Origin of the sequence: Fictibacillus sp. 18YEL24 (assembly GCF_015903855.1) — a bacterium.
GTDB classification, from domain to species: domain Bacteria; phylum Bacillota; class Bacilli; order Bacillales; family Fictibacillaceae; genus Fictibacillus; species Fictibacillus phosphorivorans_C.
Window position 1 is genome coordinate 545,726 of record NZ_JACZDT010000002.1, and the last position, 14,307, is coordinate 560,032.

A 14,307-nucleotide genomic window follows, 5' to 3' on the forward strand; every position below is an offset into this window, starting at 1 on the left:
TGATCATTGTGCAAACCAAAACACAGCAAGTAAACAAGTATTACTTAAAAACGAAACGCATGTTTTTTGGCATGCAGGGGACAGATGGTCTTCTTTACAAGCTCTTGATCTACGGACTCTTGGTCGGAATCGGATTCGTGTACCTGTATCCGCTTCTCTACATGGGTGTGTACAGCTTTAAAAGTTTGGATGATCTATTGAATCCACTTGTAAACTGGATTCCAACACAGTTTTATACCGGAAACTATGAGCAGGCGAACAAAGTTCTGAACTTCTTCTCAACATTGATGGAAACGTTGTATGTGACGGTTCTCCCTGCATTGGCGCAAACTGCCGTTGCAGCAGTGGTCGGATACGGACTCGCTCGATTTGAGTTTCGTGGCAAAAAGATCATGTTTGTTCTCGTGCTCGCAACGTTCATTATTCCGCCGCAGGTGACACTCATTCCAAGATACATCTTCTTTAATGAGCTGAACATCCTTGGCAGTTTGAGTGCGTTCTTGCTACCGGCAACGTTCGGACAAGGATTGAACAGCGCGATCTTTATCCTGATCTTTTATCAGTTTTTTAGAGCCGTGCCAAAAGCTTTGGAAGAAGCAGCTCAGCTTGACGGAGCAGGACATTTTCGAATCTTTTTCACGATCGCACTACCGATGGCATTGCCTGCGATCATCATCTCATTTTTGTTCTCGTTCGTTTGGTATTGGAACGAAACGTATCTGGCAGCGATCTATTTTGGAGATGCGTTAACCACATTACCGCTGCAGCTGCAAAAGTTCGTTGCAACGTACCAGCAGATGTTCCCAGCTGAGATGGGAGTGTCGGGCGGTAACCAGTTGAACGAAGGAATCAAGATGGCAGGAACGGTCCTGTCGATTCTACCGCTATTGATCGTGTACTTTATCACGCAGCGCTGGTTTGTTGAAGGCGTGGATCGTTCGGGGATTACTGGGGAGTAAAAGTTATTGATGTGGGGAGTTGATTTCCGTTCCAATCGATGAAAAATCATGTTTTGAGCGAAACGAGGCAAGTATGGGGTGAAATTAAGGTCTGACTGAGTAAACGAGTAGTTTTCAGAGCGAAAGAACCAACATTTGGGGCGTAACTAAGCTGAGTTTGAGCGAACGTGTAACAGATATAAAAACACGTACCGTAAATAAAAAGGCCATTACATCCCTTGAAACCGTAGCCAAGCTAGAACTTCACGCCTCCATTAGCATTCTATTTATGAACAAAATGAAGATAAAACAGATAGAGAGGGGAATAACGATGGATACACAGAAACTATTAGACCTTGAAGCAAAAGGATGCTTTGATTTCTTTTGGAACGAAGCAAACACGGATAAAAATAGCCCAGGATACGGGTTGATCCTGGATCAGTCGGCGAATAAAAAAGTAGCAAGTATCGCATCAAACGGGTTCGGATTAACGGCGATCATCATCGGAATTGAGCGCGGCTGGATCACGAAAGAAGAAGGGTACGAGCGTACGAAAAGGACGCTTGAAACTTTCTTAAACAACGTGGAACACGCGAGCGGCTTCTTTTATCATTTCTTAAACATGGAGACGGCTAAGAAAAACGAAGAGTGGTACGACTGTGCGTCTATCATCGATACGGGAATCTTCCTATGTGGTGCCGTAACTTCTGCTGAATACTTTGGCGGAGAGATCGCCGAGCTTTTCGAGAAAATTTACGCGCGCATCGATTGGAACGTGTATTATGATGAGCCGGTGAACCAGTTCTATATGGGCTACAACCCAGAAACAGGCGGCTTCCACCATTGGGATATGTACGCGGAGCAGATGATGACTTATGTGCTTGGTGTGGCGTCTCCTACACATCCCGTTCCGGCAAAAATTTATGACGGCTTCGAGCGCAGAAAAGGGACGTACAAAGATTATGAGTACATTCATGCGCCAGGAAACGCGATGTTTGTTCACCAATATTCGCATGCGTTCATCGATTTTAGAAATATCGTCGACGGAGACGGAATCAACTGGTACGAGAACTCGGTAAAAGCATCCCTTGCGAACCGTGCGTTTTGTAAAGAAAAATCGAGTGAGTTTAAGACCTATCACGAGAACGCGTGGGGCCTAACGGCTTGTGCGAGTCCGACCGGCTACCGTGTTCCAGGGGCTCCTCCTTATTATGAAGGGTGTGAGCCTGAACTAGAAGGTACGGTCGCACCGACGGGAGCAGCGGGATCGATCGTGTTCACACCAGAAGAGTCGATCGCAGCGATGAAATATTTTTATGAAGAGCATCCACAGCTTTGGGGTGAGTATGGTTTCCAAGATTCTTATAACCTGGATGTAACTCCAGCTTGGTATTCTGACCATGTTATCGGAATTGATAAGGGAATCACGCTTCTTATGATCGAAAACTATCAATCTGGTCTCGTGTGGGATCTTTTCATGAAAAATAAGTATGTGAAACAAGGTGCTGACCTGTTAGGTTGGAAAAAGACAGAAGGAAGTCCGGCATAATGATTGAGATCAAGAATAAACAGATCATCATCGATGGTAAGCCCGTTCTGATCACGTGCGGCGAGATTCATTACTACCGTCTTGATAAAAGTGATTGGCAAGACCGGTTAGATAAACTAAAAGAAACAGGATGTAACGCCGTGGCCACTTATGTGCCATGGCTTTGGCATGAGCCGGTGGAAGGGCAGTTTGATTCCACAGGTAAAACGCGTCCTGAAACAGACCTTGCCGGGTTTATCGACCTTTGTACAGAAAACGGCTTTTATTTCTTCGTTCGTCCGGGACCATTCATTATGGCCGAGATGAAAAACGAAGGACTGCCTTATTGGGTGTACGAAAAGCATCCAGAGATCATTCCGGTTGGATGGGACGAGAGCGAACCAACGACACCAACCGTCGATTATCTCGCACCAGGATTTTTACAAGAAGTTCGTAAGTATTATGAAAAAGTGATGGAAGTGGTTACACCGCGCATCTATCCGAACGGCGGAAAAATCATCGCATTTCAGCTTGATAACGAGATCGGCATGCTGTCATGGGTGAGCAACACACCAGATCTGACTGACAACGTGCTGAACGATTTATCAAATTGGTTGAGTGAACGATACGGAGATAACGTTTCTGACCGCTATCCGTTCTCGTTGGAAGAAAGTGCCGAACGAAACACTGCTTTTCGTTCTCCGAAGGAAGAGTATGCAGCGCAGCTGTTAAAAGATCTTGGCTATTATATGCGCTATCGCTTCGCCAAATATATCGCAATTTTAAGAGAGTACGCTGAAGAGTTCGGCGTGAAAGACATTCCATTTGTCGTAAACATCCATGGAACAGGCGGAGGACGTGGGTTCACGTACCCGATTGGAATCAGCCAGCTTTATGAAACATATAACCAAGGACCTGGATATATCTCGGGTTCTGATATTTATTTTGGCGATCTTGACATGAAAACGTTCCAGGACCTCTACATCATCAACGGTCTGATGGAAGCCGTTCATAACGAAGATCAGCCGTTAACGTCTGTGGAGTTCAACTGTGGAGACGGAAACTTTGGTGAGACACTAGGTGAGCGCTATGATCCATCAGCAGCGGATTTTAAGTTTAGAATGTGTCTTGCTCAAGGAAACCGACTCATCAACTATTATCTGTTTGCTGGCGGAAAAAATGCTAGACTCGATACGCTTGTTGACGATGGGAACGACCGAATCGCCTCAACTGGTGAACGCCATGGTTTCGCAGCACCGATCGGTCCAGAAGGGGACTACAACTATACGTTTCCGCGCATGTCACGCGTGAACCAAAGTGTGATGGCGGTGAGTGATAAGCTCGCACGAATGAATGAAGAACGAGATGAAGTATCGTTCGCGTTCATCCCTGATTATTATATGACCGAATATCGTTATCCGAAGAGTGAAGTGATGCGTGAGATCCTCTCAAACATCGAGGCGAACCGCGGTGCCGGTGCTTGGGAGATCATGGGCCGTGCGATGCTGCTTAACGGTTATCGTTTTACAGCGGTTGATGTGCAGAACAAACCGCTGGATGTGACGAAAACGCCTGTCCTCGCGTTACCGTCCGCACGCTATATGGACAGTGCGATTCAGGAGAAGCTCGTAAACTATTTGAACACGGGCGGAAAGATTCTTCTGTACGGTGAGGTTCCTCTTTTTGATATGGAAGGGAAGGACTGTACGATTTTAGCGGATGCACTTGGTGTGACGTATAAAGGGATTAGCCGTGATGGTCACGGAAACTATCTTTCTATCTATGGAGACAACTGGGCTTCAGCTCAGCCGGAGATTCGTTCAGGCTTCGTTCAGCGTTTTGAAGTTGGACCGAATGTGACTCCGATTTTTAGAGTGTACGGATCGGATGATGTGTGTGGGTTTGAGTCTGAAGTGGGAAATGGGCGCGCGATCGTGATCGCGAGCTTTTATCGCTGTGATCTGCCTTTCTTTAAAACAGCTCTTGAACGATTAGGAAGTCGTGCGAAACTAACGCATGATTGTCCGCACCACGGCATCTTCATGACATCGACTGTTGACACGGAAGGTGAGCGCTTCCTTCATCTGTTGAACCTAGACGGATTCGATAAAGAATTCACGGTTTATGAAGATGGCGTAGCGTTGTTAGGTGGAAGGAAGCTGTTGCTGCAGAGTAAAGATGGTGTGATGCTGCCTATGAATCTAGCTGTAGGCAGTGTGAAGATTGCTTACGCGACAGCAGAAATTACAGGTGTGAGTGCAGACTATATTGATTTCCGCCTAACACAGGTTGAAGATGTAATCGCGTTTGAACGTGGAACGAAGATTTTACCGAGTGCTGATTATGTGATTGAAGAAAATGAAGAGTTAACACTTGTTCGCAGCAAGAAACACGCTAAAGTGGATGATCAGCTGCAGGTTTTATTGGGATAGTAAGGTGAGATTGCTCTTTTTAAGGGCAATCTTTTCTATTTTTAGATAGTTATATGTTAGGAGCTAGCTTTGGTAAGCATCATCGTGCAGGAATGCAAGTGATATTGGTCGCTTGAGCGAAAAGGAAGGCCATTGGAGCGAAACGCATTTTTGTTTGAGTGAAAACAGAGGTTTACTGAGCGAAACGAAGGGTCAATTGAGCGAAAAGAGCCTTCGTCTGCGCGAACGCGTAATAAATATAAAAACACGTACCGTAAAACACAAAAAAAGGACTGCTCGTGTGTTGAGCAGTCCTTACTATATTACTTAACCAACCTAAACGGAACACTCACCACATCATGGCTGTTTTTTCCGATAAACATCGTAAACTTACCAGCATCACTCTTGAACTCAAGGTTCTCGTGGTGATAGCGAAGCATTTCTTCTGTGATCTCGAATGTAACTTCCTCGGACGCGCCTGGTTCAAGAACAATCTTTCTATAACCTTTTAACTCTTTTACCGGACGAACAACATCACCCGCAATATCGCGGATATACAGCTGAACTAGCTCTTCACCAGCAACATCGCCTGTATTCGTAACGGTTACAGAAGCTGTAATTGACTCATCCTCTGTCAACACATCACTCGATAACTTCACATCGTCATACTTGAACTCTGTATAGCTCAACCCGAAACCGAACGGGAATAGAGGCTCGTTCGGAATGTCCAGATAATGAGACAGATAGCGCTCTTTATTTTCTGGAGTCGGTTGTGGACGACCTGTGTTGAAGTGGTTGTAATAAACCGGTACCTGACCAACTGAATACGGGAACGACATCGATAAACGACCAGACGGATTCACGTCTCCGAATAAAAGGTCTGCAATCGCAGCACCCGCTTCAGTACCTGGGTACCAAGCTTCTAATACAGCATCCACTTGATCTACCACACCATGAAGATCGAGTGGACGACCATTAAAGAGTACAGTCACGATTGGCTTATCTAACTTTTTCATTTCCTGGATCAATTGAAGCTGCGGCTCAGGCAAACGAATGTCAGCACGGCATCCCGCTTCACCACTCATGAATGAAGCTTCTCCGAGTGCAAGCACGATCACGTCCGCATCACTCGCAACACGAACCGCCTCTCTCAGCTGCTCATCTGTTACAGACTCAACCTCACAACCATTCGCAACCGTTAAAAGTGATGAATCAGCCAGTTTACCCAACATACCAGTATCCACTTTTACCACGTCATCAAACGCACCTTGCCACGACCAAGGTCCCATCAGATCACCATTTGTAGCGAACGGACCGATCAGTGCAATCTTTTGCGTTGGTTGAAGTGGAAGAACGCCACCTTCATTTTTTAAAAGTACACAAGATTTCGCAGCTAGTTCACGTGCTACATCACGGTGCTCGTCACACAAAATCACTTCTTCCGCACGCTTCTCATCAGCTCCACGGTATGGATCTTCAAAAAGTCCGAGCTTCTGCTTCAATGTTAAAATGCGTTCTACCGATTCATCTACGAGAGATTCAGATAACTTGCCGCTTTCCACAAGCTCCTTCACATGGTCGACGTAGCACGTTGTCATCATTTCGATGTCAACACCAGCTGTGAGCGCTTTATATGCCGCTTCTGCTTCATCTTCAGCCACACCGTGCGGAAGCTGCTCTTTTACCGCACCCCAGTCTGAGATGATCACACCGTCAAAGCCCCACTCGTCACGAAGAAGGTCGCGCATCAGCTTTTTGTTCGCCGTTGCCGGAATACCGTCAACTGTATTGAACGCCGTCATCACCATCTCACAGCCTTCATCAAGCGCGGCTTTATAAGCCGGCAGGTAAGACTCGCGAAGCTGACGCTCAGACATGTTCACCGTATTGTAATCGCGTCCGCCTTCTGGAGCACCATATGCCGCAAAGTGCTTCACGCAAGCCGCAACACGGTCTTTGTCGTTCGTTAGATCTGTTCCTTGAAAACCACGAACAAACGCACGAGCGAACTCGCTGTTCAAGAAACCATCTTCACCTGTTGATTCCATTACACGGCCCCAGCGCGGATCACGAACGAGGTCGACCATCGGCGCGAACGTTACGTGAACACCTGAAACGGATGCTTCTTTCGCTGCGATCTCAGCGCTTTTTTCAGCGAGGTCCATATCCCATGAACAGCCGATCGCGAGAGGAACCGGAAAGATCGTCTTAAAACCATGCACGATATCAGCCATCATCAATAAAGGAATGCCATGACGGTTTTCTTTTAAATGTGCGTCTTGAATGTTGCGCGTTTCACGAGCTCCTGATCCACCGAGCACAGATCCCGTATTGCGAATCACGTCATCCGTAATCCCCATTTCCTGCATAGGACCCGTGATGAAGCCTTGATCAGATGAACCTTTAAAGAAAGGAGTAGCAAGCTGAACCAACTGGCTGATCTTTTCTTCTAATGTCATGTCTTGAATTAAGTGTTGCACGTTTTGCTTAAGCATAAAGAAAACCTCCTGGATATCGTTTAATGTGTATGGTCTGACGTAATCGAAACGTTTCGATAAACCTGATAATAAAAATTATAAGCGCTTTCATTTTGAGAGTCAATGAAAAATCGAAACGATTCACTGGATTTGGGTAATCGTATTTCTTTTGAACATATATAGACAATTAATAAGGAAATAAAGTTATGCTTTATAGCGTAGTGATTTTTCCAAATGCTTACTTCCTTAACAAATTTTTTGATAAGTGATAGATTTCCCCCATTCATTTCGTAATACATAGTAGGTACCAATAATCAGCAGGAGGGGTGTACTATTGAAGGTTACAGAAGAAAATGTTGTACAACAATTAATAGATAAAAATGAAAATGCGATCTCTTTCATGATCCAACAGTACGGTGGTCTTCTCACAGCAATCATCAAACGTCATGTGAATTACCAGCAACAAGATTATGAAGAATGCCTTGACGATGTTTTGCTTTCCGTTTGGAACAATATTCATCAATTTGACCCTACGAAAAATACGTTCAAACAATGGATTGCAGCTGTAGCGAAATATAAAGCAATTGATTATGGGAGAAGACAAATCTCTCTACAAAAACAGCAATTTTCAGTGCCGGATTTTACCGAATCCAACTTACTGTCACAAAAGTCACGCGAAGAAATTCTCGTTGATGAGTTGCTTCAGCAGTTACCTCCCGGTGAACGACGGATTTTTGAAAAGTACTATTTAGAAGGAAACACGTCAAGTGAGATCGCTCATGAATTGAACGAAAGAGAATCTTGGGTGTACAACAAGTTATCCCGGGGGCGTAAAAAATTAAAAGGATTTTTGTTTCAAAATAATGAAGCATGAGGAGTGAAGATATGACGATCTATCGCGAATTAAACGAAATGGATATAGATTTGAAACAATATGAAGAGCAAGACCTTTCTCATTTTGAAAAAAAGCAATGGGAAAAGCGAGTACTAAAGAAAGTAAAAAAACAAAAGCCATCGCAGGTAAAGAAGTATATGGGTGTAGCAGCGGCCATGCTCATAGCGACGGGAATATCACTAAGTACAGGCATCGTATCTATAGCTAATATGCCATTTGTAGGTGAAACGATCGAAAAATATTTGAACCAAAACGAGAATCTCGATTTTTCTTCCTATAAAACAGCGATAGGGCAAACGGCTGAAAACGAGAAGGGGAAGTTGACGTTGAACGAAGTGATGATCGATGGCGGACGATTACTCATAAGTTCGACCTATGAACCAGCAGACGACATCGACTTTCATCATAAGATGCACCCTATGCCTAAAGTGAAGATGAACGGTAAAGACTTAACGTCCAGTACAGGCGGGCAATCGATAGAATTGAACAATTCCATGTTTACGGTTTACAACGAAGTTCAGTTAAAAGAGATCCCAATCGGGGAGAAGGTCCGATTTCATATCGAGTACGATCGCTTAGATTTAGAGATGAAAATGAATCAGCCGTGGGTGTTTGATATTGAAGTTCCCACCGAAAAGTTAGCAGCGAATAGCAAAACGATCACGCTTGATCAAAAAATAAAACTAGAGAACGGACGCTCTATAAAACTAGAAAAAATGATCGTTACACCTATTTCCACCATTCTCTATTATGACTGGCCAGGTGAAGAGAACCAAATTGTATTTAAAATTGTAAGTGGATCTGGAAAGGAAATCTTGCCTGACACGGTTTCTGTTACACCGGAAGAATCTTATAACCGATTTAGTGCAATCGATATGGATTCGGAAAAATATTATGTAGTCCCATTTGAGCATTCAGCAAATCCGAGTGCAGATAAGCCGGGCAAATTACCAGAACAATCGATTCCTATTAATTAAATGATAAAAACACTTGGAGACGATTCCAAGTGTTTTTTGCTGCCATCACTTCTATTTTACTAATTCACTCAATTTGCCGTTTCGTTTCTCTCTTTCGCTTTCATCCGCAAGGTCGTACTTTTTCAAAAGATGAAACACTTCATTTAAGTAGGTCTGATCACTATCATCAGATAAAGAGTCGCCAACCTCCATCACCAACTCACGTGGCATAAAAGCGGATTGTTCAGCAAGCTTCTGCTTCACATCTTCTAACGTGTGGTCGATCGTGCATTTGCCCATCTATAATCAGTCTCCCTCTATTTTATATTAAAAAAATCGTAACATACATCTCTGTTGAAGTGGAAGAATAGTGTCTCACCTAGGATTCATGTTACGCTATTAAGGATATAAAAATAGTGGAGGTGTTAAACATGCGTTTAAAAGGTAAAAAAGTGCTCAGTCTTGTGCATCATGATTTTGAGGATTTGGAATTGTGGTATCCGATTTTGCGATTGCGTGAAGAAGGGGCGATCGTGGAACTTGTAGGAGAGAAAGCAGGAGAGACGTACATCGGAAAATACGGTGTTCCGGCTGATGCTGATTATGCGTTTGGTGATGTGAATGCTGGAGATTACGATGCAATCTTAGTACCGGGTGGTTGGGCACCGGACAAGTTGCGCCGTTTTCCAGAGGTGATCGAGATGGTTCAGCATATGGAGAATAACAAAAAGCCGATCGGCCAGATCTGTCATGCCGGCTGGGTTCTTGTTTCAGCAAAAGTGTTGCATGGTAAAAAAGTGACAAGTACACCAGGTATCAAGGATGACATGGAAAACGCAGGCGCAACATGGATCGATGAACCTGTCGTTGTTGATGGTCACCTCGTATCAAGCCGCCGTCCACCGGATCTGCCGGATTATATGCGTGAGTTTGTTGCGGTTTTATCTCAAAACTAAAAACAACGGACCAAAAGAATGAAAGATTCTCTTCTTTTGGTCCGTTTTTTATAGTTGAGACAGTATCTCTTTTGCTTCCTCAAACAATCCCTCTTTTAGAAAATAGGTATGAACATGCTTTTGAAGATCGAGTTTGTGATGGAGATCATCGGTGACATGAAGGGCTTGTTTAAAAAAGACAACACTTTGAAGTAACTCATTTTGACCATTGTTCCTTTTATAACTATCCAAATGAAAGATTCCTTTTAACAATAATTGGTCATATCCATTGTTGACTTCAGTTTCAATAGGCAACCATAAATCGTATGCTTTCAAATGGCTACCTTCTAACAGATAATTCTTTATGATTTGAACATCACATTTGATGGCTTGTTCATTATTTGCTAAAGAACAAAAAATTTGCTTTGCCTCCGTAAAATAGGCAGTTGATTTTTTGATATTGTTCTTTTCTCTAAAAAGAAGACCGAGATTAAAATAAACTCCAGCCAACTGTTCATTATTATGATTTATTTTAAAAATTTCTTCTGCATGTAAATAAGATTGAATGGCAAGGTCAAAATTTCTTAGATTTTTGTATGTAATCCCTAAGGTCATTTGAATTTCGCCTAATTTATATAGGGAGGAATGACTTTCAGCATCTTCTAATGCTTTTTTTAAATAAAAGGCAGCCGACTGATACTCTTTTAAGTGGGTATGATAAACACCCATATTTAAATAGGTTTCTACCTTCAAGTTGTAATCTGAAGGAAATTGATGAGTAAAGTATAGGGCGGTAGAAAAAGATGTAAAGGATTCTTCTATTTTTTTTAGCCGAAACGAGATCATTCCCAAAAAATTATATAGTTTACCCAAGTGGTTAGAGTACTGATCCTCTAAAAGGTCAATTGCTTTCTGCGTAGTTACTTCTGCCTCTTGATAGTCACCCTCAAACCATTTTATTCGGGCCATTACCCAAAAATATTTTCCTTTCTCATAGGTGTTCATTCTCTCGATCCATTCTCCAGAAAGACTTTCAAATGCCTTTTTTCCTTTATCTATTAAACTGTCATTCAAATAGGATTCAATATTATCTAATAAGCTACTGATATTGAGTTGTTCATGTGCGCTGTTCCGTTCACTCTGACCAATGAGATAAGAGATCGAACAGTTTAATCGAAGAGCTAATTTCTCTAATGTTTCGATTGAAGGACTTACCATACCTTTTTCAAGCTGACTGATAAAACTTCGATTAACGATTCCTTTAGAAAGCTCTTCTTGTGTCATTTTTTGAAGAGTTCTCATTTCTTTAATCTTAAGTCCAATTTGTGTACTGATATTCATGTTTTGCCTCCGTGTTTCTCGATATACTTTCCCTAGTATAATAGAAAAATTTAAATTTTCCAAAAAGTATTGACGAATTGTCAAATAATGCAATAAAATGTAAAAGTAAACCATATTAACACTCGTTGTTAGTTTAAATAACAATATTACGGAGGCAATTGAATTGAAAAAAATCATTTATCTTTGTTTAATAACTTCTATGTTAATGTTAACTGCTGTAAATCTTACACAACAAAGCTCAGTAGCAGTGGATGACGAGATTAAACCATGGTCACATTTTTACAAATAATAGCTCAGGTTATCATTTGTTTAATGATACTTGGATTATTACTTTTTATTAACTTTCGTCAGTTACAACGTCTAAAAAGAGAGATTCATTTATTACCCGCACCTCTTACAATTAATGCAACAAATGAAGTTTTCACAAATAAAAATATTTTTGACTCATTACCACATTTACATCTATCAGGAAATGAAGAACATTATTTGGTTGCGATAAATTCTTGTACTTGTCCATTCTGTTATTCAGGAATGGAAGAACTGATTGTAGCTAATGACAATAAGCTACAAATAATCAATTTAGTAGAGTGCGATATTGAAAGTAAAGTGCAGAATTATTTATTTGATGAAGAGATTGTTCATACACTGTCTATCAATAAGGAAGTAGCTAAAAAACTAGAAGTTAATCAATTTCCAACATACATGCTAATTAACAAAAAAGGCGATGTTTTAAAAGAAGATACTTGGAGTAAATCTGTACTTCATACATTCAATAATTGAAAGGGGGTGTAAATATGTTAAAGAAGTTACTAGGAATTAAGCCTATGGGTGTACCATGTGATTCAGGCATTAGAAGAGCAACTTGTACAGCACAAATGTGTACAGATACCGACCGTACCCGTACTATTAGCTATTATGATAGTATGTCTGGACAAAAGTGTAAGACGATATATTCTTGTGGTTGTTAATATTATTAAGCAGTGGTATAGGGGACCAGGTCATACTTGGTCCTAATTTTTTATATTGAGGCAGGGATTATGTCTAGAGTAGCTATTATAAAAGCATTTAAACTTATTTTTACGCATGGTAAATCATGGATAATATTATCTCTTATCAGCAGAATTACTATAGGATTAATGCCTTTTGTGGTTTTAAAACTTACTGAGACATTAATCAATCATGTTACAGCATTCATTTCAAATCAAACAACGAGTTTAAGATTTATTTTTTTACTACTGTTTGCACAATTTATACTTACGATTTTGAAATCTATTCTTCAACATTTAAATGAAGTTTGGGATATGGAGATCGAATATAAACTTGATTTTGTCATGGGAAAGATGCTATCTGAGAAAACAACTAGCATTTCGTATAAGTATTTTGAGAGTACAGAATTCTTTAATACTCTTGAGCGAATTGGGAATAACCAGGGGAGTCGAGTAATAAGTCCTCTTCGACATATATTAGATCTTTTTCAAGCAATAATTAGCTTTTGTTCTTATGTTGTCTTTTTGTCTATGGTTCATTGGAGTTTAGTACTATTAAGTGTCTTTGTGGCAATTCCCACTCTTCTTATTCAGACGAAGTTTGGCAATGAAAAATTCTTTCTGATGAAATATTTAACTAAGGAAGCAAGAGAAGCAAACTTTATCTCTGGCTTGTTTCAGGATAAAGGAGGAAACAAAGAAATACGATTGTTTAATCTTTCATCATACTTGCTTAAAAAATGGGAAAGGCTAACTCACTATACAAATAATAAAGCCATACATTTGATGAAAAGAGAGAAGAGAACCCATATTTTATTAGATGGATTAACAGCATTGCTCTATGGTGGAGGTAGCTGGATCATTATTCATCTTTTACGATCAAATAAATTAGGTATTGGAGAATTTGTATCTATTGGTCAGGCGATACAAGGTGCCCAAGGAGTTATTAACTCTGCCGCTGTTAGTATTGCACGAATATATGAAGAACAACTATACCTTAATGATTATTTTACTTTTATTGAAGCTGAAGAAGAAATTAGTACGGAAAGTCATCCTATTTGGATCGATGCTAGTTCTGCTATTACATTGAATCATGTTAGCTTCTCTTATTCTGATACAAGCCCTAATGTACTTAACGAAATAAATCTAACAATTAAAAAAGGTGAAAAAATTGCTATTGTCGGTGAGAATGGTTCTGGAAAAACAACTCTCATCAAATGTATTTTAGGGTTATATCCCATTTCGAGTGGAGATATTTATATCAACCAAAAACACATACAATCTATGGAGCGAAATGAGATAAGCAAAAGTATATCCGTCATTTTTCAAGATTTTATGAGCTATCCTTTTTCGGTACGAGAAAATATTGCTTTTGGTGACTTAAAGGAAATAAAGAATGATGACTTGTTACTGGAATTGTGTAAATACAGTGGTTTATTAAATAAAATCAATAGTCTACCTGAAGGTTTAGACACAAACCTTGGTAAGATTTTGTCTAATGAAAGTGAAGAATTATCTGGGGGACAATGGCAGCGAATAGCGATTGCTAGGGCACTCTTGAAGAATGCGGAAATCCTAATCTTAGATGAGCCTACCTCTTCACTAGACCCTCTTACAGAGATGGAAATCTTTGAACGAATGAACGAAATGGCCAATGATCGCACTGCTATATTTGTATCACATCGCATGGCTGCTGCTCGCTTTGCAGATAGAATTATTGTCATGAAGAATGGATCAATTGTTGAAGTAGGTTCACATTCAGAACTGATGAGTAGTGAAACGCTTTATAGCGAGTTATTTAAAGTCCAAGCCAAATGGTATGCATAGTGAGGGGTTAATC

General features: G+C 41.0%; 11 protein-coding genes. 8 read left to right on the forward strand and 3 right to left on the reverse strand.

Annotated features, from left to right (window positions below; all coding sequences use genetic code 11):
• Positions 1-8: 8 nt before the first annotated feature.
• The 3 genes from HU823_RS08095 to HU823_RS08105 all read left to right on the forward strand — a co-directional run bounded on the left by HU823_RS08095 (position 9) and on the right by HU823_RS08105 (position 4,898).
• Positions 9-959 carry a carbohydrate ABC transporter permease gene (locus HU823_RS08095; protein ID WP_370630053.1) on the forward strand — a complete coding sequence of 317 codons (951 nt, stop codon included), beginning with the start codon at positions 9-11 and terminating at the stop codon, positions 957-959.
• A gap of 310 nt (positions 960-1,269) precedes the next feature.
• On the forward strand, positions 1,270-2,487 hold the full coding sequence (locus HU823_RS08100; RefSeq protein WP_197221742.1) for a glucoamylase family protein: 1,218 nt from the start codon (positions 1,270-1,272) through the stop codon (positions 2,485-2,487).
• Positions 2,487-4,898 carry a beta-galactosidase gene (locus tag HU823_RS08105; RefSeq protein WP_197221743.1) on the forward strand — a complete coding sequence of 804 codons (2,412 nt, stop codon included), beginning with the start codon at positions 2,487-2,489 and terminating at the stop codon, positions 4,896-4,898. Before HU823_RS08100 ends, HU823_RS08105 begins: the two co-directional genes overlap by 1 nt.
• Before the next feature lie 302 nt (positions 4,899-5,200).
• Here HU823_RS08105 and bglX read toward each other — a convergent pair whose 3' ends face one another.
• Positions 5,201-7,372, reverse strand: coding sequence for a beta-glucosidase BglX (gene bglX / locus HU823_RS08110; protein WP_197221744.1), 2,172 nt, complete (start codon positions 7,370-7,372; stop codon positions 5,201-5,203).
• Positions 7,373-7,688: 316 nt separating this feature from the next.
• Between bglX and HU823_RS08115 the strand changes: the two genes are divergently transcribed.
• Both HU823_RS08115 and HU823_RS08120 read left to right on the forward strand, forming a co-directional pair.
• Entirely contained in the window at positions 7,689-8,228 is a 540-nt protein-coding gene (locus HU823_RS08115; RefSeq protein ID WP_197221745.1) for a sigma-70 family RNA polymerase sigma factor, read from the forward strand.
• 11 nt (positions 8,229-8,239) lie between these two features.
• The gene (locus HU823_RS08120; RefSeq protein ID WP_197221746.1) at positions 8,240-9,226 is read left to right on the forward strand and encodes a DUF4179 domain-containing protein; all 987 of its coding nucleotides are present in this window, start codon (positions 8,240-8,242) and stop codon (positions 9,224-9,226) included.
• Positions 9,227-9,277: 51 nt separating this feature from the next.
• On the opposite strand, the gene HU823_RS08125 is transcribed toward HU823_RS08120, so the two are convergent.
• The gene (locus HU823_RS08125; protein WP_144697689.1) at positions 9,278-9,505 is read right to left on the reverse strand and encodes a group-specific protein; all 228 of its coding nucleotides are present in this window, start codon (positions 9,503-9,505) and stop codon (positions 9,278-9,280) included.
• A gap of 131 nt (positions 9,506-9,636) precedes the next feature.
• Between HU823_RS08125 and HU823_RS08130 the strand changes: the two genes are divergently transcribed.
• Complete coding sequence (locus tag HU823_RS08130) at positions 9,637-10,161, forward strand: type 1 glutamine amidotransferase domain-containing protein (RefSeq protein WP_197221747.1); 525 nt, start codon at positions 9,637-9,639, stop codon at positions 10,159-10,161.
• Positions 10,162-10,209: 48 nt separating this feature from the next.
• Here the strand turns inward: HU823_RS08130 and HU823_RS08135 are convergent, their stop codons facing one another.
• The gene (locus HU823_RS08135) at positions 10,210-11,595 is read right to left on the reverse strand and encodes a DUF2225 domain-containing protein (RefSeq protein ID WP_197221748.1); all 1,386 of its coding nucleotides are present in this window, start codon (positions 11,593-11,595) and stop codon (positions 10,210-10,212) included.
• Positions 11,596-11,748: 153 nt separating this feature from the next.
• Between HU823_RS08135 and HU823_RS08140 the strand changes: the two genes are divergently transcribed.
• Together HU823_RS08140 and HU823_RS08145 are read left to right on the forward strand one after the other, a co-directional pair.
• On the forward strand, positions 11,749-12,261 hold the full coding sequence (locus HU823_RS08140) for a hypothetical protein (RefSeq protein ID WP_197221749.1): 513 nt from the start codon (positions 11,749-11,751) through the stop codon (positions 12,259-12,261).
• 257 nt (positions 12,262-12,518) lie between these two features.
• Positions 12,519-14,294: an ABC transporter ATP-binding protein gene (locus HU823_RS08145; RefSeq protein ID WP_197221750.1), complete on the forward strand. Its 1,776-nt coding sequence runs from the start codon at positions 12,519-12,521 to the stop codon at positions 14,292-14,294.
• Positions 14,295-14,307: the final 13 nt, after the last annotated feature.

Bases quoted from the DNA above. Each gene is read 5' to 3' on its own strand.
- HU823_RS08100 (WP_197221742.1), top strand. From the start codon at position 1,270: ATGGATACACAGAAACTATTAGACCTTGAAGCAAAAGGATGCTTTGAT.
- HU823_RS08105 (WP_197221743.1), top strand. From the start codon at position 2,487: ATGATTGAGATCAAGAATAAACAGATCATCATCGATGGTAAGCCCGTT.
- bglX (WP_197221744.1), bottom strand. From the start codon at position 7,372: ATGCTTAAGCAAAACGTGCAACACTTAATTCAAGACATGACATTAGAA.
- HU823_RS08120 (WP_197221746.1), top strand. From the start codon at position 8,240: ATGACGATCTATCGCGAATTAAACGAAATGGATATAGATTTGAAACAA.
- HU823_RS08125 (WP_144697689.1), bottom strand. From the start codon at position 9,505: ATGGGCAAATGCACGATCGACCACACGTTAGAAGATGTGAAGCAGAAG.
- HU823_RS08130 (WP_197221747.1), top strand. From the start codon at position 9,637: ATGCGTTTAAAAGGTAAAAAAGTGCTCAGTCTTGTGCATCATGATTTT.
- HU823_RS08135 (WP_197221748.1), bottom strand. From the start codon at position 11,595: ATGGTTTACTTTTACATTTTATTGCATTATTTGACAATTCGTCAATAC.
- HU823_RS08140 (WP_197221749.1), top strand. From the start codon at position 11,749: ATGGTCACATTTTTACAAATAATAGCTCAGGTTATCATTTGTTTAATG.
- HU823_RS08145 (WP_197221750.1), top strand. From the start codon at position 12,519: ATGTCTAGAGTAGCTATTATAAAAGCATTTAAACTTATTTTTACGCAT.